23 protein-coding genes are annotated in these 21,994 nt (G+C 63.5%); 9 read left to right on the forward strand and 14 right to left on the reverse strand.

What is annotated here, in order from left to right; genetic code table 11:
• Entirely contained in the window at positions 1 to 753 is a 753-nt protein-coding gene (locus tag RX331_RS16500; protein WP_317257531.1) for a glycerophosphodiester phosphodiesterase family protein, read from the reverse strand.
• Positions 754 to 768: 15 nt separating this feature from the next.
• Positions 769 to 1,236 (reverse strand): RidA family protein, encoded by a 468-nt coding sequence (locus tag RX331_RS16505; RefSeq protein ID WP_317257532.1) that lies wholly within the window; start codon positions 1,234 to 1,236, stop codon positions 769 to 771.
• Between the two features lie 255 nt (positions 1,237 to 1,491).
• On the opposite strand from RX331_RS16505, the gene RX331_RS16510 reads away from it, so the two are divergent.
• The 4 genes from RX331_RS16510 (at position 1,492) to RX331_RS16525 (ending at position 6,203) form a co-directional block, all read left to right on the forward strand.
• Complete coding sequence (locus tag RX331_RS16510; RefSeq protein WP_317257533.1) at positions 1,492 to 2,358, forward strand: cell envelope integrity EipB family protein; 867 nt, start codon at positions 1,492 to 1,494, stop codon at positions 2,356 to 2,358.
• Between the two features lie 430 nt (positions 2,359 to 2,788).
• A complete protein-coding gene (locus RX331_RS16515; protein ID WP_317257534.1) occupies positions 2,789 to 4,198 on the forward strand; it encodes a nodulation protein NfeD in 1,410 nt (469 codons plus the stop codon).
• Positions 4,188 to 4,952 (forward strand): slipin family protein, encoded by a 765-nt coding sequence (locus RX331_RS16520; protein ID WP_317257535.1) that lies wholly within the window; start codon positions 4,188 to 4,190, stop codon positions 4,950 to 4,952. Before RX331_RS16515 ends, RX331_RS16520 begins: the two co-directional genes overlap by 11 nt.
• Positions 4,953 to 5,327: 375 nt before the next feature.
• Positions 5,328 to 6,203, forward strand: coding sequence for a hypothetical protein (locus tag RX331_RS16525; RefSeq protein ID WP_317257536.1), 876 nt, complete (start codon positions 5,328 to 5,330; stop codon positions 6,201 to 6,203).
• A gap of 80 nt (positions 6,204 to 6,283) precedes the next feature.
• Here the strand turns inward: RX331_RS16525 and RX331_RS16530 are convergent, their stop codons facing one another.
• From RX331_RS16530 to RX331_RS16540, 3 genes are all read right to left on the reverse strand, one after another.
• Positions 6,284 to 7,249 (reverse strand): hypothetical protein, encoded by a 966-nt coding sequence (locus RX331_RS16530; protein ID WP_317257537.1) that lies wholly within the window; start codon positions 7,247 to 7,249, stop codon positions 6,284 to 6,286.
• A gap of 17 nt (positions 7,250 to 7,266) precedes the next feature.
• The gene (locus RX331_RS16535; RefSeq protein ID WP_317257538.1) at positions 7,267 to 8,412 is read right to left on the reverse strand and encodes a hypothetical protein; all 1,146 of its coding nucleotides are present in this window, start codon (positions 8,410 to 8,412) and stop codon (positions 7,267 to 7,269) included.
• A gap of 104 nt (positions 8,413 to 8,516) precedes the next feature.
• A complete protein-coding gene (locus tag RX331_RS16540) occupies positions 8,517 to 9,356 on the reverse strand; it encodes an MBL fold metallo-hydrolase (RefSeq protein ID WP_317257539.1) in 840 nt (279 codons plus the stop codon).
• Between RX331_RS16540 and RX331_RS16545 the strand changes: the two genes are divergently transcribed.
• On the forward strand, positions 9,355 to 9,555 hold the full coding sequence (locus RX331_RS16545; RefSeq protein ID WP_317257540.1) for a hypothetical protein: 201 nt from the start codon (positions 9,355 to 9,357) through the stop codon (positions 9,553 to 9,555). The genes RX331_RS16540 and RX331_RS16545 overlap by 2 nt on opposite strands.
• Before the next feature lie 87 nt (positions 9,556 to 9,642).
• Here RX331_RS16545 and RX331_RS16550 read toward each other — a convergent pair whose 3' ends face one another.
• Together RX331_RS16550 and RX331_RS16555 are read right to left on the reverse strand one after the other, a co-directional pair.
• Complete coding sequence (locus RX331_RS16550; protein ID WP_317257541.1) at positions 9,643 to 10,197, reverse strand: hypothetical protein; 555 nt, start codon at positions 10,195 to 10,197, stop codon at positions 9,643 to 9,645.
• 133 nt (positions 10,198 to 10,330) lie between these two features.
• Positions 10,331 to 11,152, reverse strand: coding sequence for a hypothetical protein (locus RX331_RS16555; protein WP_317257542.1), 822 nt, complete (start codon positions 11,150 to 11,152; stop codon positions 10,331 to 10,333).
• Positions 11,153 to 11,557: 405 nt separating this feature from the next.
• Here RX331_RS16555 and RX331_RS16560 point away from each other — a divergent pair, with 405 nt between their 5' ends.
• Positions 11,558 to 11,959, forward strand: a complete 402-nt coding sequence (locus RX331_RS16560; RefSeq protein WP_317257543.1) for a RidA family protein — start codon at positions 11,558 to 11,560, stop codon at positions 11,957 to 11,959.
• A gap of 106 nt (positions 11,960 to 12,065) precedes the next feature.
• Here the strand turns inward: RX331_RS16560 and RX331_RS16565 are convergent, their stop codons facing one another.
• Complete coding sequence (locus tag RX331_RS16565; RefSeq protein WP_317257544.1) at positions 12,066 to 13,376, reverse strand: DNA polymerase IV; 1,311 nt, start codon at positions 13,374 to 13,376, stop codon at positions 12,066 to 12,068.
• Positions 13,373 to 13,672 carry a DUF3572 domain-containing protein gene (locus RX331_RS16570; protein ID WP_317257545.1) on the reverse strand — a complete coding sequence of 100 codons (300 nt, stop codon included), beginning with the start codon at positions 13,670 to 13,672 and terminating at the stop codon, positions 13,373 to 13,375. The genes RX331_RS16565 and RX331_RS16570 overlap by 4 nt, the downstream gene beginning before the upstream one ends.
• Positions 13,673 to 13,896: 224 nt before the next feature.
• On the opposite strand from RX331_RS16570, the gene RX331_RS16575 reads away from it, so the two are divergent.
• Together RX331_RS16575 and RX331_RS16580 are read left to right on the forward strand one after the other, a co-directional pair.
• On the forward strand, positions 13,897 to 14,262 hold the full coding sequence (locus RX331_RS16575) for a response regulator (protein WP_027538546.1): 366 nt from the start codon (positions 13,897 to 13,899) through the stop codon (positions 14,260 to 14,262).
• A gap of 13 nt (positions 14,263 to 14,275) precedes the next feature.
• A complete protein-coding gene (locus RX331_RS16580; RefSeq protein ID WP_317257546.1) occupies positions 14,276 to 15,649 on the forward strand; it encodes a PleD family two-component system response regulator in 1,374 nt (457 codons plus the stop codon).
• 149 nt (positions 15,650 to 15,798) lie between these two features.
• Here RX331_RS16580 and RX331_RS16585 read toward each other — a convergent pair whose 3' ends face one another.
• Both RX331_RS16585 and RX331_RS16590 read right to left on the reverse strand, forming a co-directional pair.
• Positions 15,799 to 17,025, reverse strand: a complete 1,227-nt coding sequence (locus tag RX331_RS16585) for a serine hydrolase domain-containing protein (RefSeq protein WP_317257547.1) — start codon at positions 17,023 to 17,025, stop codon at positions 15,799 to 15,801.
• Between the two features lie 168 nt (positions 17,026 to 17,193).
• Entirely contained in the window at positions 17,194 to 17,778 is a 585-nt protein-coding gene (locus tag RX331_RS16590) for a TetR/AcrR family transcriptional regulator (protein ID WP_317257548.1), read from the reverse strand.
• Positions 17,779 to 17,912: 134 nt separating this feature from the next.
• Here RX331_RS16590 and RX331_RS16595 point away from each other — a divergent pair, with 134 nt between their 5' ends.
• Positions 17,913 to 19,145: an MFS transporter gene (locus RX331_RS16595; RefSeq protein ID WP_317257549.1), complete on the forward strand. Its 1,233-nt coding sequence runs from the start codon at positions 17,913 to 17,915 to the stop codon at positions 19,143 to 19,145.
• A gap of 199 nt (positions 19,146 to 19,344) precedes the next feature.
• On the opposite strand, the gene rpmG is transcribed toward RX331_RS16595, so the two are convergent.
• The 3 genes from rpmG to RX331_RS16610 all read right to left on the reverse strand — a co-directional run bounded on the left by rpmG (position 19,345) and on the right by RX331_RS16610 (position 21,986).
• Entirely contained in the window at positions 19,345 to 19,512 is a 168-nt protein-coding gene (gene rpmG, locus RX331_RS16600) for a 50S ribosomal protein L33 (RefSeq protein WP_057756569.1), read from the reverse strand.
• Between the two features lie 187 nt (positions 19,513 to 19,699).
• Positions 19,700 to 21,025 carry an LLM class flavin-dependent oxidoreductase gene (locus RX331_RS16605; RefSeq protein WP_317257550.1) on the reverse strand — a complete coding sequence of 442 codons (1,326 nt, stop codon included), beginning with the start codon at positions 21,023 to 21,025 and terminating at the stop codon, positions 19,700 to 19,702.
• Positions 21,026 to 21,248: 223 nt separating this feature from the next.
• On the reverse strand, positions 21,249 to 21,986 hold the full coding sequence (locus RX331_RS16610; RefSeq protein ID WP_317257551.1) for an NUDIX domain-containing protein: 738 nt from the start codon (positions 21,984 to 21,986) through the stop codon (positions 21,249 to 21,251).
• Positions 21,987 to 21,994: the final 8 nt, after the last annotated feature.

Below are 21,994 nucleotides of genomic sequence, written 5' to 3' on the forward strand. Positions count from 1 at the left end.
TCAGGTTCCCGGCAGGAACCCCTCGAAAATCATCTGGTCGGCATGGCGCGCGGCGCGGGCGCGCTGTTCCGGCGTGCGCACAGTCCAGGTCAAGAGCGGCAGGCCGAAGACGTTGCGCGCGATCCAGGGCGCGGCGGCCGGCAGTTCGTCCACCCAATAGGCGACGAAATGCGGCCGGCTTCGGCATGCGTGGCGCAGATGCGTCATGCCGCGGCGCTGTTCGGGCGAGGCTTCCGGCCATTCCTCAGCGGTATATTCGCGCTCCGCCACGATGCCGCGTGCGCGGGTAGGGATCAATTCGCGCAGCGCCATCACCTGGTCCGGATCGAAGGACATGCCGACCGCAGGGCCATCATAGGCGGCGAGCACCTCCGCCATCCGCTTCACCAGCCGCCGGTCGTCGTCAAAATGGCTCTTGACCTCGATCACCAGCGGCACGCGGCCGGCGACCAGCGCGCAGAGATCGCCGAGCGTCATCATCCGCTCCGGCGTGTTCTTGAACGTGACCGCCTTGAGCTCGGCGGCGGTCTTGCCGAGCAGCGCGCCGGAACCCTCGGTGAGGCGGCCGAGCGCATTGTCATGATGCACCATCGCTTCGCCGTCGGACGACAACTGGATGTCGCATTCAATGGCGAAATTGCCGTCGATGGCAGCCTGCGCCGCCGCCGGCATGTTCTCGACGATGCCGCGGGAAATGTCGTGCAGGCCGCGATGGGCGACCGGCCGTGCCGTCAGCCAATCCGGCGCGCGCATGACGAAGCGCTCCGTTCAGGCCACTTCGAAGATCGCGTCCACTTCGACGGCGGCGTCCGCGGGCAGGGAGGCGACCCCGACGGTGGTGCGGGCGTGCCGGCCCTTGTCGCCGAAGGCGGTGACCATCAGGTCGGAGGCGCCGTTGAGCACCTTGGGCCCGTCGAGGAAGTCCGGCGCGGAATTGATGAAGCCGCCAAGCCGGACGACGCGCACGACCTTGTCGAGGTCGCCGAGCGCGGCCTTGACCTGCGACAGCAGGTTGACGCCGCAGCCCTGGGCTGCCGCATAGCCCTGTTCGATGGTGACGCCAGCGCCTAACTTGCCCTTAGCGATCAGGCCGCCCTCGGCATTGGCGCAGACCTGACCAGATACGAACAGTAGATTACCGGAGCGGACAAAGCCGACATAGTTCGCCATGGGGGTGCGCGGCTCGTTCAGGACGATGCCTTTTTCCGCTAGCTTCTGTTCGACCGTACCCGCCATTGCTTTTGTCCCCACTCGAGATGTGACTGTTTCTGACCCGCAGATCAGGCGTGACTGTTTCGCGCATCGCGCCGTTTGTTGCAAGCGAGGTAGCATTTGGCGGTGCGTCGCCCCGCGCTGGCGCAATTTCCCGCAAAAATCCTGAAAAACGAGGCTGATGGTGTCAAATTCCCGCGTTTCCAGAAGCGTGCCCTAGTTGCGACGCAATGGAGCCATCACTAATGTAGCGAATCTCCACCGAGGAAAAGACAGGACATGGCTCGCTCGTTTCCGATTCCGGTTCGTGCTTTGGTGTTCTCGGCTGCGGCCGTTGTGCTCTCGCCCTTGGCAAACGAACCGGCGCAGGCCGGCGCCGGCGGGCCGTTTCTCTCCCATCAGGCGCTCTACGAGCTGAAGCTGGTCAAATCGCGTGGAACGAACGCGATATCGGGCGCGCGGGGCCGCATTCTCTACAATTTCTCGGGCAGCGCCTGCGAAGGCTACACCTCCGATTTCCGCCAGGTCTCGGAGCTCGACAGCGGCGAGGGCAAGCTGACGCTGAGCGACCTGCGTTCGCATTCCTGGGAAGACGCCGCGGGCAAGAGCTACCGCTTCAAGATCGACACGCGGATGAACGACGCCGAGTCCCCGCCGGTCGACGGCATCGCCGAACGGGTCGGCGACCGTATCAAGGTCAAGCTGAAACAGCCGGTCAACAAGACGTTCGAGCTCGACGGCAAGACCGTGTTTCCCACCGAGCAGATCCAGCACATCATCGCCGCTGCGCGCGAAGGCAAATCGGTGCTGGAGCTGATGGTCTATGACGGCTCCGACAATGGCGAGAAGGTCTACAACACGCTGTCGGTGATCGGCCAGCCGATCCCAGGTTCCCGCAGCATCACGACGCCCGATCCGTCGACCGACAACGACCAGATGAAGGGGTTGACCCGCTGGCCGGTGACCGTGAGCTATTACGACCGTGACGCCAAGACGAAGGAAGGCGAGCAGACGCCGGTTTACGCGATGTCGTTCGAGCTGTTCGAGAACGGCGTCTCCCGCGCGCTGGTGCTCGATTACAACGATTTCGTGATCGCGGGCGCGATGGGCCGCTTCGACGTCAGGGATTCCAAACCCTGCAAGTGACGACACCGTCGAACCGGACCCGCGCGCGAGCGTATCAAATATTCAGTTGATTTCATCCACGTGTAAAGTCGCCGGGTTTCAATCCGAGCGCTTTGACTGCCGGCTCCGGAAGCGCCCCGCAGGCTTCGACCCTTTCATTCGGGGCCATCATTGCCGCGATAATTGCCTCGGCCTTTGCCGGGTCCTGTTCAGCCACATAGTAGATCGAGCGAACGGGTGCACCGCCTCCCAACGGTTCAGTTGTTACGAGGACAACATGACCATTTGCCATGCCTTTTGACATATCACTGAATGCGTACCGCTTCCACGATGATGGTGGCTGATCCCCGCCGGCGCGCTTCACCGGGGATCGCCGCCGGGCCGCCAATCCCCGGGCATATTGAGATCTTACGAGAGGCCCCCATATCCGTCTGATAAGGGAGTCTTTGCTGTGCAGAACGTACAGACGGCTCTTGTCGCGGCCGCTGCGGCGGTTGCTCTCTTGGTCTCCCCGCTTGCTGCCCCGGCGGGTGAGAGCAACGGTAAGCTTGCGCTGACCATCTCGGTCGATGGAGCGATCGGGCCGGCGACGGCCCGATACGTCAGGGACGCGCTGACCAAGGCAAGCGAACGCCGTGCCGAGGTTGTCGTCCTGCGCATGAATACGCCGGGTGGTCTCTCAACCAGCATGCGCGAGATCATTACAGACGTGCTGGCCTCGCGCGTCCCCGTCGTCGGTTACGTTGCGCCCTCCGGAGCCCATGCGGCCAGCGCCGGAACCTATATCCTCTACGCCACGCATATCGCGGCCATGGCGCCGGGGACCAATCTCGGAGCGGCGACGCCGGTGCAGATTGGCGGCCCGCTGCCGGGCCTGCCGGACGCTACCCCCGAAAAGAGCGACAAGGACAAGAAGGACGGCGGCGAGCAGAAGCCGAAGACGAAGGATGCCATGACCGCGAAGGCAACCAACGACGCCGTCGCCTTGATCCGCAGTCTTGCCGAGCTACGCGGCCGTAATGCCGATTGGGCGGAGAAGGCGGTGCGGGAAGCCGCCAGCCTTTCCGCCAAAGCCGCATTGCAGGAGAAAGTCATCGACCTCGTTGCACGCGACCAGGCCGAACTGCTCGCGCAAATCGATGGTCGCGCGGTCGAGATTGCAGGTGGCGGGACGCGGCGTCTGGCGACCGTCGATGCCACGCGTGAAGCGATCGAGCCCGGATGGATCTCGCAATTTCTGAGGGTGATTACCGATCCCAACATTGCCTTCATTCTCATGCTGGTCGGCATCTACGGGCTGATTTTCGAGTTTTCCTCGCCTGGTACGGTTGCGCCCGGTGTGATCGGCACGATCTGTTTGCTGTTGGGCCTCTATGCACTCAATATGCTGCCCGTCAACTATGCGGGTCTCGCCCTGATCCTGTTGGGGATCACGCTCCTGGTCATCGAAGTCTACAACCCGACTGTGGTTCTCGGTCTCGGCGGGATCATCGCATTCGTGCTCGGTGCGGTGATGCTGTTCGAGCTCGAAGCGCCCGGTTTCCGGCTGTCATGGCCGGTGATCGGCATCGCAGCCACGCTGTTCGTGAGTCTGCTTCTGGCGGTTCTCAGCTCGCTTCGACGTGCCCGAAAAGGTCCTGTCCGGCTCGGCGCTCAAGCCATGCGCGGGCTGTCAGCCGAAATCCTCGACTGGTTCGGGAGCGAAGGCCATGTCTTCGCCCATGGTGAGCGTTGGCAGGCGCGCGGCAGCGAAGCCTTCAAGCCCGGAGAAGTCGTCGAGGTTGCCAACATCGTGGATTTGACGCTGGTGGTACGGCGCCGACCGGTACCGCCCGCAAAGGAGGTACGTGATGATGCTTGATTATTTGACTTATGCGACGCTCGCGGTGCTCGTAGTCCTGTTTCTGTCCTCGGCCATTCGCATCCTCAGGGAATACGAGCGAGGCGTCGTGTTCACGCTCGGCCGGTTCACCGGCGTGAAGGGGCCGGGACTGATTATCCTGATTCCGGTCGTGCAGCAGATGGTGAAGGCTGATCTCAGGGTGATGGTACAGGTGGTACCGCCGCAGGACGTGATTTCGCGTGACAACGTTTCGGTCAAGGTCAACGCAGTTCTCTACTTCCGCATCATCGATCCCGAGCGCGCGATCATCAAGGTCGGCGATTACATGGCCGCGACCAGCCAGCTGGCGCAGACCACGCTGCGCTCGGTGCTCGGCAAGCACGAGTTGGACGAGATGCTCGCCGAACGGGACCGGCTCAATGCCGATGTCCAGGAGATCCTCGATCAGCAGACCGACGTCTGGGGCATCAAGGTCACCACCGTCGAGATCAAGGATATCGATCTTAATGAAACCATGGTGCGCGCAATTGCCAAGCAGGCGGAGGCGGAGCGGCTGCGGCGCGCCAAAGTGATCAACGCAATGGGCGAGCAGCAAGCCGCCGAGAAGCTCGTCGAAGCTGGTCGAACGCTGGCGCGGGAGCCGCAGGCGATGCAGTTACGCTATTTCGCGGCGTTGCACGACATTGCCGGCGAGCGATCCTCGACCGTGGTGTTTCCGCTGCCGATGGATCTGCTGGGCCATATGACAGGGAGGCGGAGCGAAGCGACGTGACTGTGGTCGCTTGTCGGCTAGAAGCCATTCGCATATCGCCGGCACGCCCTCAAGCTGTGGTCCGGCCTTCCGGATGGCCGTGGGAGGAATGTGCGGGTTCCCGCACGCTCTGATGAAGAAAACTGCCAGCCTATACCGCAAGCATGGTCACCCGGAAATCGCGGCCTGGACTTCGCATGAGCGATCTTTCGACCGCCGCTTGTGACCCAACGCGGAAGTTGGCTCGGTCCGCGAATGTAGGAATGTCCTTCCGGCATAACTTGCCGGGGCCAGTTTGCTGGAGCGGACAACGACCGAAACGGGCTGTTGTTAGACAAGGGCCAGTGACACCCAAAGTCTCTTGGCCGCCTTGATGGGATTCTTGACCGAGTTAAAGTGGCAAATCCCACGGCCGTAGCCGGCCAACTGACGGTTGCCTCAATGCGGGAACTCCTGTTCTTCTTCGTTTCGAGTTTCTGGGCGGGTGCCGCGCATGCGGCGACGCCGGGGCACGGCAAAACGATCGCGGCCGCCTACATCGTTGGCGCGCGCGGCAAGCCGATCGATGCGGTGATCCTGGGAATTTTCGTGACGCTGTCCCACACCAGCGGAATCGTGCTGGTCGGCGTGCTCGCCTCACTCGGCTCGACCTGGCTCCGGCCGCAGCGCATCGAAGCCTACCTGGCGGCCGCGGTCGGCATCCTGGTGATCGTGCTCGGCCTATGGATGTTGTGGACGCAGCGCGATCTGGTGGCGCTCGCGATGGGCGAGCCAGGCGATGTCGCCAATCGAGCGGATGCTCATGCGCAGGGCCATGCTCACGACCACGCGCATGACGCGGCTCACGACCACCCGCCTGGCCATGGGCACGGCGAGCCTGTGGTCTGGCACAGCCACGGATACGGCAAGGTCCACGCCCACCGGCTGGATGTCGTGGCCGAAAACCGTCCGAAACTGCCAGTGCTGCTGGCGCTGGGTATTGCGGGCGGCCTGCTCCCCGATCCAGCCGCGCTCGCGCTGCTGCTCGGCGCGCTGTCGAGCGGAAAAGTCATGCTAGGCCTAGTCACCGTCTTAATGTTCAGCCTCGGCTTCGCGGCAACACTCGTGGTGGTCGGCATCGTTGCCGCGAAGGTCGGCGAGAAGGTGCTCGACTGGCTGGCCAGCATCTGGATGATCCGCCTCCAGATCGGCACCAGCCTGCTGATCGTCGGCATGGGCGTGGTGCTGACCATCCGCGCCGTGTCCGAGCTGGCAGCGCTGCCGGCGGGCTGATTCCGTAGTTCGCACCACCTAGCGGCACATCCTACTGGGTTTGCCGCGAGTACCATAGAAACTCCAAATCCAATCCACTGCTACCGTGCACCCGCATAGCTGGCCGGCAGCATGCCGACATATCCGCTAATGTCGGCGTACCAGACATTGCCGTCGCGATCGACCGCAACACTGAACGGCCGGGCGTTGTCGCGGGGAAGCGCAAAGGCCGTGATGCGGCCGTCGCGCAACCGCCCGAGGCTTGCGCTGCGCATCATGCCGAACCAGACGTCACCGTTGGGAGATACGGCAATGCCGCTGAGGCCTGCATTTTCGCGAGCCGCCTCGACATCCCAGAATTGTCCATCCTTGAAGCGCCCGATGCGATTGGCGCGGAACTGCAGAAACCACACCGATCCGTCGGAGCCGACGGCAACATCGGTCGGTACGGCGCCGCGGCGCGGGAGATCGATTGTCCTGCTGGTCCCGTCGGCGGCGAGATTGAGCAGCTGGTTGCCGTTCTGCAGCGTCGCCCATATGGCGCCGTCGGCCGACGCGGCGATCCCATAGGGTCCACCGCGTGCGGAATCGATCTGGTGGCGGGTAAAAACGCCGTCCTTCAGCCGGGTCACGCCATAGCCGGTCGGCTCGGCGAACCAGGCCGCGCCGTCGGGCGCGAGCGTCAGTCGCCCGGGGCGCGCAATCGGGGTGTCCAACGCAAACCGCGCGATCTCGCCGGCGCTGCTGAGGCGCGCGATGGCGCGTCCGGCGGGGTCGGTGTACCAGGCGCTGCCGTCGGCCGCGACCGCCAGGCCAAGCGGCTCGACGTTGCGGTTTACCGTCGGCAGCCGCTCGACGCGGCCGTCGCGCAGACGGCCGATCGCATCGGCATGGTCGATGGTGAACCAAATGCTGCCGTCGGCGCCCGCCGCAATCGCGATCGGCGCATCCTGCGGCTCGCTCATGCGGTACTCGACAAATTTTTGCACCGGCACGGCGCGCATCATGAGAAACGCTACTCCAGCCAACACCGCGATGCCGAGCACCGCGGCTGATATTCGCAGCATCAGTGGCCATGCGCGGATCATCGCGGCGAATGTGTGGTGGTGCGCAGGCGCGATAGGTGCCGCGCCGCGAGAAGGCCGCCGATCAGCATCAGCACACAGAACGAGAGCCCGCCGGCGAGGCTGATCGTGTCGATGCGCGCCAGCAGGTTGCCGCCTTCGACGGCCGTGCGCCAGACTTCGGCATAGGGCATCAGTGAGAACACCGCGTAGATCACACCCGCATCGTTCGGATCGCGGGCGAGCGGCCCGGCCTCGATATGGATAGGAAGGTTGTCTTCTTTTGGCGCCCAGGTTTGACCGCCGTCCTCGCTGCGATAGACGCCACGATCGGACGAGACCACGAGTGTGGTTGCGTCGGCGCTCGCCGCGATGCCGCGCACCCTCGCTCCCGCCAGAGGGAGCGAACGTCCGATGGGATGCCAATCGGCGCCGAGGTTATCGCTGACGACGATCCGGCCGCCGGCCGCCGCCCAGATGCGTTGCGGCCGCGTCGCATCGGCCGCGATCATGTCGACCGGCGCATCCGCGCCGCCAAAACCGGTATTGCGCCAGTTGCGCCCTCCATCGTCGCTGATCATCGCCCGGCCGTCGATCACGGCCGCCAGAAGTTCGGCCGGTCCCGGGATCGCCACCAGCGCCGTCATCTCGCTCGTTTGCGACAATCCGGGCACGACGGCAAAGCTGCGGCCGCCATCCTGGCTCGCGAACAGCCGGCTGCGGCCGAGCAGATAGAAGTGATCCTTCGCTGCCCCCGCGACCAGCGCCCGCGCAGGGATCGCGGAAGAAGGCGCTTCGGCGCGCCGCCAGCCGTTCTGGTCACGAAGAAAAACGCCGCTGGTGGCCGCACACATGGCCAGTTCACCGTCCGGCGAGAAGGCGAGCGCAAATACCGCGCCGATGATGACGTCGCGCCCCTCCGGCACCCAGCTGCGCCCGCCGTTGCGCGAACTCAGGATACCGAGATCGGTACCGACCACCAGGTGCGATGAATCGCGTGGATCGACAGCAATGACGAGCGCAGCATTGAGAAACAGACCGACATCCGCATTGAGCCAAGCCGCGCCGAGATCGCGGGAACGAAACACGCCGCCATAGCTGCTCGCATCATGCGACGACGCACTGCCGGGCAGCAAGAACAGCGTGCAGGCGAGCACGAACGCCAACCGACGCACCCATAGGGCCAACTGGCGCAACCCGATCTGGTTTTTTCCAGCTTCAATAAGAGGCGGTCGGGGTGGGAAGGCTGGTCCCACCCCGAGCACACCATTCATGGCTTGCGCGATTTCTCACCCGGCGCCAGCGCAAGTTCGGCCATCCGTCCGCCGTTCAACGCGACCCAGGAATTCTTCGTCAGCGGATATTTGTCGGTGTAGCTCAGCGGCTCGTGGGCGGCGACGCAGTTGTTGTATCCGCCGGTGATCTTGTAGCACTTCTCGTAGGAGAGAAACTGCTGGACCGTGTCGGTCTGCTGCACGTTCGCCGTCATCCAGTCGCGGATGCCCTCGTAGGACGAGAACGCATCCGAGCCGAACACCACCTTGCCGATGCTGGTCGGCACCTCGAGCAGCTGCGAGCCAGCGGTATGGGCGCGGAACGCCGGATGAATCCGCACGCCCGGCAGGATCTCCATCTCGCCGTCGACGATCACCGCCTTGCCCTTCAGCACCTTGCCGTAGACTTCCTCGACGGTGAGCGGCATGTAGCCGCAAGCAGGCGTACGATTGCAGCCGCCCGGATCGGAGTTGATCGCCCGAATGTGCGGCTCTGGATAGTTGAGCGCCCACTCGATCGCCTTGAGTTCCTCGCGCTGGACGTAGAGTACGGCATTAGGCAGGTCGGACAGTTGGCCGGCGTGATCCCAGTGGGCGTGGCCGATCACTACCTTGGTGACATCGGCGGCATTCAAGCCGAGAACCTTCAACTGGTCCGGCAGCGGAGCCCAGTGCTCCGACCCGGTCATCTTCAGATAGTCCTGCTGCTTCCAGCCGGTATCATACAGGATCAACTCGTTGCCGCACTTGATCACGCCGATGTTGACTGGGAGATCGACGCTCGGAATGTTGCTCTCCGGCTTGGTGCTGCCGGGCACGAAAGCACGATCCGGCATGAACGATCCGAACGGGACGTTCATGAAACGGCTGCTCTCGATCAGCCATGCCGAACAGACCGGTTGCTGGGCCTGTGCAGCCGCGCTGAACAGGCACGCCAGCCCCGCCATCATTGCGGCCCACGCGAACGGACGGGTTCGTAACGCACGCTTTCTCATCGTCTTCCTCCCTGCAGCTTCTTTGAGCTTTTCCGATTGAGATTGGACTGCGCTGGTCTCTTCTCCTGCGATTCGATGGCCTTATCTTGTCTCGATGCGAACTGGCCTCCACTTCAGCCGAAACGCTTCAATGCGGCTTGTATTGTCCCGGCCACAGCACTTCGCCGACGCGCAGCATGTCTTCGGAGGCCTTCAGATCCATGCGGTGGGCTTCGCCGAGACGTTGCGCGTCGCCATCCTCCGTGAATTTAAGTATTTCGGCAGCGGCATTGGCGTAGAGCGCCATGGCGCTGACATATTGCGCCTGCGTCCCGGACAGCGACGGCGGCGCATTCATGGTGCGGACCCGCGTTTCGGCGGCATTGAAGAATTTCGCCAGCGGCTCGATCTTTCGCGCGAACGCGCGTGGGTCCCGATCATCGGTCTGATAGGAGATGCCGGCAAAGCTCATCGCTACCGCCGACCGGGTTGCCTCCCGGTGGAGGGCCCACAATTCTGTCGCGAAGCGTTCCTCGTCGGCGGTCAATGCCGGCGGCTGGGTTTTCTCGGCTCGTGCTCCGCTGGTTTGCGCCGTAGGTTCCGCCACCGACCGCGGCCGTATCTCGTGCAGCCACGCGGCACCGGTGGTTGCCGCGAGCGCCACAACGACGCCGACCAGCAACAACGGCCGCCTACCGGGCATGCCGATCGTCCGAATGGCGCATCCTCCATTCTTTGTAGTTGCGACACTGTACCTCTCGGTTTCCGCGACGGTCAACCGAAACAGGTCTTGCGGAAACGCATGTTGCCGTTGGTCACCAGTCGTGCGCCAGCCGTCAGTGCGGTTCCCAACTCGGCGCGTCGGTGAACAGGCCGCCCTCGGCAAAGCCGATGGCATAGATCAGGATCACTCCGAAGACGAAGCTGATCAGGCCCGACGCCACACGGAGCCGCCAATTGAATTTCGGCAAATTGACGGCGGTGAGCGCGAACGGCGCTGACAAGATCAGCGTGATCAGCATCATACCGACCACAGTGCCGAGCCCGAACAGCAGCAGATAGCCAAGCGCTGCGACCGGTTCGCGGATGATGGACAGCACCATCAGGGCCGCGGCGGCCGATCCTGCAAGACCGTGCACGAGGCCGACCACAAACGGTCGCAGCCACTGATAGAACGCCATTCGCCCAAACGCACTGCGGTCCAGCCGCGCCAGCGGCGTCTGGTCTTCGGCGTGCCCGTGCGCATCCGAGTCATGACCGTGTGGGTGCGTGTGCACATAGTCGCCATGCGCATGCAGGTGATCGTGAAGGTCGTGGGTATGTCCGCCGGGGATATCCGCATGGGCATGGGCAGCGCCGACCGCCCGGCCCATCCCGGTCAAGGTGAGAATGCCGAGCAGGACCAGCATGATGCCGACGGCGAACTCCATCGACAGACCGACCTTTGGCGGGATCACGACCCCGAACACGATGATCGCTGCGCCAACCGCCATCACCGTCATGGTGTGCCCGATGCCCCAGGCGGCGCCGATCAGCGCCGAGCCCGCCATGCTGCGCTCGCGACTGACGATCGTGGCAATGGCGACCACGTGGTCAGCGTCGGTCGCATGCCGCATCCCGAGGAAGAAGCCGAGAAACAGGAAGGACACAACGTTCAAGGCAGTTCCAGTCATTGCGCACGTACCAAAATGGCGATCCCCGTTCATCATTAAAACAGCATTTAGACCCAACACCAATTCCCCTATGCGCATGCCCGCGACACGGCCACGGTGCGGGGCATGGCAGCCGGCCCCGCGTGCTCTTGGAACAGGATTTCCCGAACTATGTGTGGTCCTAGCCCTTGTCGGACCTCCAGCGATGTCCGCTTTTGTGCCGCTGCTGTGGGCCAAGCGGACATCAAATATGCCCTCGCCGAGCTTCGTGATTTATGAGTAAACGACCTACCTAATCAGGCTCTAGGATGCGCTCAGCTTCCCATCGATTAGTCTGTTCGAGAGCGCTGGCCGAGAGCGCCGGACCCGGATAGGCTTGCCGCTCATCATGCATGTCAGGAAGGCGCAAACATGAGCAAGATCGAGAAACTTCGACCGAGCGGACTTCACAACAATCCGGCTTACTCGCACGTCGTTACGGCTTCCGGTGCGCGCACGATCTATCTCTCGGGGCAGGTCTCCACAGACGAGGAGGGACGGGTGGTCGGCGAGGGCGATATCGCCGCGCAGACCACGCAGGTGATGACCAATATCGGCCTGGCGCTGAAAGCCGCCGGCGCGACCTATGCCGATATCGTCAAGATCACCACCTACGTCGTCGGCTACAAGCCGGAACTTCGCCCCATCATCGGCAAGGCGCGCTCCGCCTTCTTTGAAGGCATGGACCCGCCGGCGAGCACGCTCGTCGGCGTCTCGGCGCTGGCGGCGCCGGAGTGGCTGATCGAGATCGAGGCCGTGGCCGTCGTCGATTGATGTTCGTTCCGTCATTGCGAGAAGCGAAGCGACGAAGCAATCCATCTATCCCCGGGCGGTGAGGTGGATTGCTTCGCTGCGCTCGCAATGACGGGGAGAGAGTGATCTACTCCTCTTCCTCGTCAGTCTCCTCTTTCGCCGGCCCCTTATACGCAATGCCCCGGATCACCGCGGCATTGCCGAATTTCTTCCGCAAATCATCCATCGCGCGCTCGGCATGCGCAGAGCGGCGGTCGAGCATGTCGCTGTCGTCGGTCCGCGATCCCTCGCGCAGGGCGCTGACGCCGGTGCCCATCAGGCGGAAGGCGGTGCCGTCGATCTCCTTCGCCAGCATCTCGCGCGACACCGCAAAGATCTTCGCGGCGAGCTGGGTGGGCGCCTGGATCGATTGCGAGCGGGTGCGCTGGCGGAAATCGGCGGTCTTCAGCTTCAGCGTGATGGTGCAGCCGGCGAGATTGCCGTTCTTCAACCGCGATGACACTTTTTCTGACAGCCGCCATAGCAATCGTTCGAGCGTCGCAAAATCCCGGATGTCCGTCTCAAAAGTGGTCTCGCTCGAGATCGTCTTGGCGCCGCGGTCCGGCACCACGCTGCGGTCGTCGACGCCGCGCGCCAGCCGCCACAGCCTTCGGCCTTCGCCGCCGAACTGCTTCATCAGTTCGACCTCGTCGGCGCGCTGCAGATCGGCGATGCTGCGAAAACCCCGCTGCAGCAGCTTTTCCTGGGTCGCCGGGCCGACGCCGTAGATGAAGCCAACCGGCTTGTCCGCCAGCATCTCTCTGGCCTCGTCCTGGTCGAGGGCGGCAAAGCCGCGCGGCTTGTCGAGGTCGGATGCGATCTTGGCTAAAAATTTGTTGCAGGACAGGCCGACCGACACGGTGATGCCGATGTCGCGCTCGACGTCGCGGGCGAAGCGCGCCAGCACCTTGGCCGGGATCATGCCGTGGACGCGCTGGGTGCCGGAAAGATCGAGGAACGCCTCATCGATCGAGAGCGGTTCCACGAGCGGGGTCAGCGTCTGCATGGCACGGCGCACCTCGCGGCCGACGCGGACATATTTCGGCATGTCGGGCGGAATCACGGCGGCCTGCGGGCAAAGCTCCAGCGCCTTGAACATCGGCATCGCCGACCGCACGCCATAGGTACGCGAAACGTAGCAGGCGGCCGACACCACGCCACGCTTGCCGCCGCCGATGATCACGGGCCGGTCGGCAAGTTCCGGATTGTCGCGCTTCTCCACCGTGGCGTAGAACGCGTCGCAATCGATATGCGCCAGCGTCAGCGCGGGCAGGGCGTGGTGGCGGACGAGGCGCGGGGAACCGCAGGTGCCGCAGCGCCTGGCCTTGATATCGAGGTCGCCGAGACAATCCCGGCAGAAAGCGCGCGGACCATCGAGCGCGGGCGCGGCTGCGGTCACGGCACGTCGCGCTCCCAGTCTGGGTCGCCGAGGACCTCCCGGGCGGCGGCGATGTTCGTCGGATGCAGTTGCGAGGCGGCCGCAAACGCCTTCACAGTGGCGTCGTCGCGCAGCACGAAATCGAGCACCGAGGCCAGAAATTGCGGGTCCGCCGCCGCCGTGCGCAGCGTCTCCGGGCCGATGCCGGTTTCGGCCAAAAAAAGCCCCAGTCGCTCGGGGTCGCCGGCGATGAAACTCAGCGCCTGAACCGCAACGATTTCAGCTACTTCGCGTGGGTTGTGAACAGGCTTTTTCAACAGATGATTTGCCTTTCCGTTAACTTATGGGCTCTAATTTGGAACCATCATGCCCGAGTCTACGTGGTGTGTTCAATAATCGGACCGCTTCGTAAAACTTGGCGCATCGATTTAACCGCTTAGAGCGAATCTGGCGCTAGTTTGAATTCACTTTTCGGCAAGCCGGGGTGGTGCCGAAGGACTGGAAGGCCGGACTTGTTTCCTGAGATGAGGGGAGGGACGGGATGGCAAAAACCGTCCTGATCGTGGAGGACAACGAGCTTAACATGAAGCTCTTTCGCGACCTGTTGGAGGCGCATGGCTATCAGACCTCGGGTACCAGCAACGGTTTCGAGGCGCTTGATCTCGTCCGCAAGCTGCGCCCCGACCTGATTTTGATGGACATCCAGCTTCCACAGGTGTCGGGCCTCGAAGTGACGCGCTGGATCAAGGACGATCCGGAGCTGCGCGCCATTCCGGTGGTCGCCGTCACCGCCTTCGCGATGAAGGGCGACGAAGAGCGCATCCGCGAAGGCGGCTGCGAGGCGTATCTGTCGAAGCCAATTTCCGTCGGCAAGTTCATTGAAACAGTGCGGCGTTTTATCGGGTAGGAATGGAGTTTCAATGTCTGCGCGTATCCTTGTCGTCGACGACGTTCCAGCGAACGTCAAGCTGCTGGAAGCCCGTCTGTCGGCCGAATATTTCGACGTGCTGACGGCTTCCAACGGCGCCGAGGCGCTCGATCTCTGCTCGCGCTCCGAATGCGACATCATCCTGCTCGATGTCATGATGCCCGACATGGACGGCTTCGAGGTCTGCCGCCGCCTGAAGTCCAACCCCGCCACCCATTACATTCCCGTCGTCATCGTTACCGCACTGGACAGCCCGGCTGATCGCGTTCGCGGGCTGGAAGCCGGCGCCGACGACTTTCTAACCAAGCCGGTGTCCGACGTCGTTTTGATCGCGCGCGTTCGCTCGCTGACGCGGCTCAAGATGATGACCGATGAGCTGCGTATGCGCGCCATCACCTCGCTCGAGATCGGCATGGAAGCGCCCGAGCGCAGCGCGATCGCCGACAAGGGCGTCGGCGGCCGCATCCTTTTGGTTGACGACCGGCCGTCGTCCTACGAGCGGCTGGCGCCGATCCTCGCAGCCGAGCACACCGTCGACGTCGAGATCAATCCGGCCGAGGCGCTGTTTCACGCCGCCGACGGCAATTACGATCTCCTGATCGTCTCCCTCAGCCTGGAAAATTACGACGGGCTGCGGCTATGCAGCCAGGCTCGCTCCCTTGAGCGCACCCGCCAGTTGCCGATCCTTGCGATATCAGATGCCGACAACAATGCGCGGCTGCTGCGCGGGCTGGAGATCGGCGTCAACGACTATCTGCTGCGCCCGGTCGACAAGAACGAACTGCTGGCGCGGGCGCGCACCCAGATCCGCAAGCGGCGTTATACCGACCACCTGCGCGACAATGTGCAGAACTCGATCGAAATGGCGATCACCGACGCGCTGACCGGGCTGCATAACCGCCGCTACATGGAGAGCCATCTTGCGACGCTCGGCGAGCAGGCATCCACCCGCGCCAAGCCGCTCTCGCTGATGATCCTCGACATCGACTACTTCAAATCCATCAACGACACCTACGGCCATGACGCAGGCGACGACGTGCTGCGCGAATTCGCTGTGCGCATCCGCAAGTCGATCCGCGGCATCGATCTCGCCTGCCGCTACGGCGGCGAGGAATTCGTCATTGTGATGCCGGAGACCGACATGCAGGTCGCAGGCCTGATCGCCGAGCGCCTGCGCCGCTCGATCGCCAGCGAGACCTTTGCCGTCAACAAGGGCACCAAGCGGATCGACGTCACGATCTCGATCGGCCTTGCAACGCTCGACCGCAAGGGCGAGCCGGTCGCCGACGTCCTCAAGCGCGCTGACACCGCGCTCTATCGTGCCAAGAACGACGGTCGGAACAGGGTCGTTTCCGCGGCGGCGTAGTTGTAGCGCGAGCTAGCGCTGCCTTGCTCAGTTTGTCATCCCCGCGAAGCTGGGACCCAGTACGCCGCGGCTTCTCGGATCAATCATTGACGTCTCTGGGATACTGGGTCACCCGCCTGCGCGGGTGATGACGGCCATTGTGTGGCTGCTTAAGCCGACGGGCGCATCCCTTCGGCGTGCTGCTTCACCGCCTCATAGGCCAGCCGCTTGAACTCGAACGAGAACGGGTGAACGAACGACATCTGACGCTGCGCCATCATCACGCCGGCCATGTTGCGCTTGGGCGAGATCCACCACTGCGTGCCAGCGACGCCGCCCCAATAAAGTTCGCCCGCGGCATCGGGATGATCGAACGGCGAAGGCTGCAGGATCATTCCGCCGGCGAGGCTAAAACCCTTGCCGGGTTGTTCTCCCAGCAGCGCAAAGCGGATCCATTGTCCCTCCGGCAATTGGTTCGACGTCATCTGCGCAATCGTTTCCGGCTTGAGCAGGGTGGGCCCGCGGGGCAGCAGGCTGCGGATCAAAGCGACCATGTCAGGCAGCGTCGACACCAGCCCGCCGCCGCCGCTGAGCCGTGCGATCGGACGCAGATAAGCGCCGGGAAATGGCGCGTTGTCGGTCCGGGTCAATCCCGGTTTCATCGGCTCCATCAGGTCGGCGCCGGCGTAATACGCAACGAGCCGTCCGTGATCTTTTTCCGGCACGACAAAGCCAGTGTCGACCATGCCGAGGGGAGCGAAGATGCGCGCATGGATGAATTTATCAAAACTCTGGCCGCTGACGACCTCGACCAGCCGCGACAGCACGTCGGTGGCGAGCGAATATTCCCAGGACGTGCCGGGATGATAGATCAGCGGCATGTCGGCGAGCACGTCGACCATCTGCGCCAGCGTCGTTCGCGGGTCATGCACGCCGCGGTCATTGAGCGCCTTGTAGATCAGCGTGCCCGGATCGAAGAAGCCGTAGCTCAGCCCCGAACTGTGGGTCAGGAGATGACGGATGGTGATCGAACCCTTCGCGGGCTCGGTGTCGTCGAGCGCGGTAGCGCCCGGCCGCAACACCATGCGATTTCCGAGCTGCGGAATAAATTTTTCGATGGGGTCGTCGAGCTTGAGCTTGCCGTCCTCGAACAGCAACAGCACCGCGCAGGAAGTGATCAGCTTGGTGTTGGAAAAGACGCGGAAGATATGGTCGGTGCGGAGCGGCACCTGCGCTTCCTTGTCGGCCCATCCGACGCAGTTCACATTAGCGAGCTCGCGCCCGACCATGACCGCCCAGGAAATGCCGGACAACAGGTTGTTGTCGATATAGCGCTGCATCGCCGCGCGGGCCGGTTTGAAGTCGTAACCATCGGCGGTCACTTTCAGGTCTTCCATTTTCGCTCCCGTGTCGCCGTGCCTTATCTGTCGTCCCTGCGAAAGCAGGGGACCATAACCACCAGCGCTTGTTGTTGTAGGAAGGTAACTACCACATCGGCCCATTGAAAAGCCACGGCGTATGGGTTCGCAGGGACGACGGCGGAGCGAGCCTCAAGAGATCGGTCCTTACCGCCGTTTCTTTGCCGTGCTCCCGCCAACCTTCACCCCCGCATTCCTCAGCAGCACCGTCGCTGCTTCCTTGGCCGCGCGCGCCATCGCGGGATCGTTGCGGACGAGATCCTGCGCGATCGAGCCGTCGACGAGCAAGGCGAGCTGCGTCGCCAGCGCGTCGGCATCGCTGGCGCCGAGCTGCACGAGGAGATCGCGAAACCAGAGCCGACGGCTTTCCTTGAAGGCGACGGCGATCTTGCGGACCGCGCGGTCCTCGCCGAGCTCGGCGACCGCGTTGACGAAGGGGCAGCCGCGAAAATCCTTGGCCGAAAAGCGCCGCTCCAGCGAATCGAACGTGCCGAGAATCTGGTCCACCGGCGACTTGTCCGACGGGCGCGGGGCGACGAATCGGCGTGCCAGATAGGCCGAGATCAGCGCGTCCTTCGACGGAAAGTGATTGTACAGCGTACGCTTGCTGATGCCGATTTCGGCCGCGATGGTGTCGACGCCGACAGCGCGAATTCCCTGCAGATAGAACAGCCTGTCCGCGGTTTCGAGAATGCGGTCCTTCATGTCGGGTTTGGCGGGCAGGGGTGCCATGCGAATGCGCGGGTCGCCGTTAGCTTGACAGCAGTACCCCCTTATAGCGTAAGTACACAGGTCTGTGTACCTATTTCAGATGTCAATTGCAGAACGCGGCTTTCGAACCGCGCACCTTCGGGAGAACAAAAACAATGGCCCTGCTGCAAATCCTGCGTCCGACGCTGCCGATTCTGATTGGAGCGTCCGTCATGCTGACGATCAGCATGGGCCTGCGGCAATCGCTCGGCCTTTTCATGCAACCGCTGACGCAGGACATCCGGATTTCGGTTTCCGATTTCACGCTGGCGCTTGCCGTGCAGAACCTCGCCTGGGGCTTTCTGCAGCCGTTCGCCGGCGCGCTGACGGTGCGCTACGGGTTTCGCGCGGTCATGGTGGTGGGCGCATTGCTCTATGTCGCCGGGCTGGCGCTCATGGCAGGGGCAAACGGGCTTCTCAGCGTCATGATCGGCGGCGGAGTCCTGATCGGCATGTCGCTGGCCTGCACTGCAGCGGCGATTGCGATGTCGGTTGCGGCCCGCGCGGTGCCGGCCTCTGTGCGCTCGACCGTGCTCGGCCTTGTCTCGGGCGTGGGATCGCTCGGCGCGCTGCTGTCGGCGCCGATCGGGCAGATCCTTAATGAGGGCTATGGCTGGCGAATGGGCCTTGTCGGCTTCGTGGTGCTGTCGCTCCTGATGATTCCGGCCGCATGGTACGCGGGCAAAGTAGATAGGATCCCGCTGCCTAAGCCCGCCGACGATCAGATCGACGATGCGTCAGCGGCGGTCGCGACGAAGATGGCATTCTCCAATGCGTCCTTTGTGGTGATGACCGGGGCCTATTTCGTCTGCGGCATGCAGCTCGTCTTCCTCACCACGCATCTGCCGTCTTATCTGGCGATCTGCGGCATGGATCCGATGCTGAGCGCGCAGACGCTCGGCATGATCGGCGGCTTCAACGTGCTCGGCAGCATCTTCTTCGGCTGGGCCGGCCAGCGCTGGAACAAGCTGGCGCTGCTCGGCGGCATCTACATCCTGCGCTCGCTCGCGCTCGCCTGGTACTTCACGCTGCCGCCGACACCGGCAACCACGCTATTGTTCGGCGCCATCATGGGCTTCCTCTGGATGGGCGTCGGCCCGCTGGTCGCAGGTGCGGTGGCAGAAATGTTCGGCCTGAAATGGCAGGCGATGATCCAGGGGCTCGCCTTCATGAGCCACCAGATCGGCAGCTTCCTCGGCGCCTATGGCGGAGGGGTGCTCTATGACGCGCTCGGCTCCTACACCATGGCGTGGCGCATCGGCGTCACGCTGGGCCTTGCCGGCGGCATCATCCAGGTTGCGTTCGCGCTGATCCGGCCGGGCCGGCCGCCGCAGATGCAGGCGGCGTGATCGATCTGGTCGTTCCCTGGACGCTGCGCAGCGCGAAGCGGTGCGCTGCTGATCCGGGGTCCATCTTTTGGCGCCGTGTGGGTCCCGGCTCTGCGGTGCACCGCTGAAGAAGCGCTGCACCGCGTCCGGGGCACCAGAGCACGGAATCAAAAACGGGGCCGCTAGGCCCCGTTCAAACCGTCAGCAATGGCTTGCGACGTTACTTGATCTTCGCTTCCTTGAACTCGACGTGCTTGCGCGCGACCGGGTCGTACTTCTTCTTGACCAGCTTGTCGGTCATGGTGCGCGAATTCTTCTTGGCGACGTAATAGAAGCCGGTGTCCGCCGAGGAAACGAGCTTGACCTTGATGGTGACCGCTTTGGCCATGTTCAGAACCTCAAAATAGGGGTGTCAGGCGCCGGCCAAACCGGCCTGCATTTGCCGGGCAACCTAGCCTCTGATCGCCCAAAGTCAAGGTTTTCGGGGCAAAAACCGCCCCGATCCGGGATAGAATCCATGTTTTTGCGCGTATTCTGATCGCAAAACCGGTGTCCACTTTTGCGGAATACGCGCGTTAACCCTCAAAGAACCGGTTTTTCGGCCTCGGCAGCCCCAAATTCTCCCGCAGCGTCCGGCCCTCGTATTCTTTGCGGAAAATCCCGCGCTTCTGCAGTTCCGGAATCACCTTGTCAACGAAGTCGTCGAGCCCGGCGGGCAGGAACGGGAACATGATATTGAAACCGTCGCTGCCGCGGCTCGTCAGCCAGTCCTCCATCTGGTCGGCGATGGTTTTGGGCGTACCGACAAAGGAGAGGCCGCCATAGCCGCCGACACGCTGCGCGAGCTGGCGCACGGTGAGCTTGTCCCGCGCGGCGAGATCGACGAGGCGCTGACGGCCGCTCTTGCTGGCGTTGGTCTCCGGAATCGGCGGCAGTTGCCCGTCGGGATCGAAGCCGGAGGCGTCGGTGCCGAGCTGCACCGAGAGCGAGGCGATGGCGCTGTCGTAATGCACCCGGCTGTCGAGCAGCGCGCGCTTCTCCTTGGCTTCTTCGACGCTGTCGCCGACCACGACGAAGGCGCCGGGCAGGATCTTCAGATGCTCGGGATCGCGGCCGATCTTCTCCATGCGGCCCTTGATGTCGGCATACAGCTTCTGTCCGTCGGCGAGGCTGCCGCCGCCGGTGAACACGGCCTCCGCCGTTTCCGCCGCAAGCTGCTTGCCGTCCTCGGAGGCGCCGGCCTGCACGATCAGCGGCCAGCCCTGCACCGGGCGGGCGATGTTGAGCGGCCCGCGCACCGAGAGATATTTGCCCTTGTGATTGAGCACATGCATTTTGTCGGGATTGAAATAGAGCCCGCTCTCGACGTCACGCACAAAGGCGTCGTCGGCGAAAGAGTCCCACAGGCCGGTGACGACGTCATAGAACTCGCGCGCCCGCTTGTAGCGCTCGGCATGCTCCATGTGGTCGTCGAGCCCGAAATTCAGCGCCGCATCCGGGTTCGAGGTGGTGACGATATTCCATCCGGCGCGGCCGCCCGAGATGTGGTCGAGCGAGGCGAAGCGGCGGGCGACATGATAGGGCTCGTCGAAGGTCGTCGATCCCGTCGCGATCAGGCCGATATGCTCGGTGGCGCCGGCCAGCGCCGACAATAGCGTGAACGGCTCGAACGAGGTGACGGTGTGGCTGCGCTTGAGCGCATTGATCGGCATGTTCAGCACGGCCAGATGATCGGCCATGAAGAAGGCGTCGAATTTGCCGGCCTCCAGCTTCTGGATCAGCCGCTTGATATGCTGAAAATTGAAATTGGCGTCAGGCCAGGCGCCAGGATAGCGCCATGCACCGGTGTGAATGGAGACCGGCCGCATGAACGCGCCGAGCTTGAGTTGCCGCTGTGCCATCGCCCCGCTTCCGTCGCTGTTGTTGTTGGGAAAGAGATAGGGATGGCCGAGGGCGGCGCCAGCGGGCGGCGCCGAGAAGAATTTTGCAATTTAAGGGACTAGGGGAGAACAGTTCGACGGCGCTAATACCGTCATTGCGAGCGGAGCGAAGCAATCCATGCCTCTGCACGGAGAAAGATGGATTGCTTCGCTCCGCTCGGAATGACAGGGAGAGAGCGGGGCCTCACGCCCCCAGCACGTCCTTCTGCATCTTGCCGCCGTAGAAATGGAAGAACGGCACCGGCGCATCGTGGCGGAGCGGGCCGGTGGCGAGGCGGCGGTCGAGTTCGGCGAGCACGTTCTTGGTCATGGCATGGGCGTCGGCAAGCGGCTGCGAGCCGATCTCGACCCATACCAGCTCGACCAGTTCGGCATCGGCGTGGATCACGCCTTCGACGCGGTGGGCGATCGCCGATGCATCGGCGGTGAAGAAGCGCGTATCGAAGCGGCGGACGCGGCCGGGCGGGGTGATCGCGCGCGCGATCAGGAACAGCCCGGACGGATCGGGCAGCAGGCCTGCCTCGGCAAACGGCTGCCAGGCGCCGTCGAGCGTCACTTTCTTGTCGACCTTGCAGCCGAGACAGAGGCCGGTTTCCTCGCAGGCCTCCCGGATGGCAGCGACCGCCAGCGCGCGCGCCCGCGATGGCGTGATCTTCGGGCTGCCCTTGAGCAGGTTGGCCTCGAGCTCGGGTGAAATTGGAGCGGCGACCGGCACGCGATTGTCTGACTTGTCGACGCGGCCACCAGGGAAGACATACTTGCCCGGCATGAACACGACCTTGTCGTGGCGCTTGCCGACCAGCACCTTCGGCTTTGCGCCGGAGCGGTCGATCAGGATCAGCGTGGCTGCGTCCTTCGGCCGAAAGTAAGGATGGTGATCGGCCTCTTTTCCTTCCTGTATGTCAGTCGCAGCGTCGCTCATTCCATCCC

Origin of the sequence: Bradyrhizobium sp. BWA-3-5, assembly GCF_032917985.1 — a bacterium.
Taxonomy (GTDB): domain Bacteria; phylum Pseudomonadota; class Alphaproteobacteria; order Rhizobiales; family Xanthobacteraceae; genus Bradyrhizobium.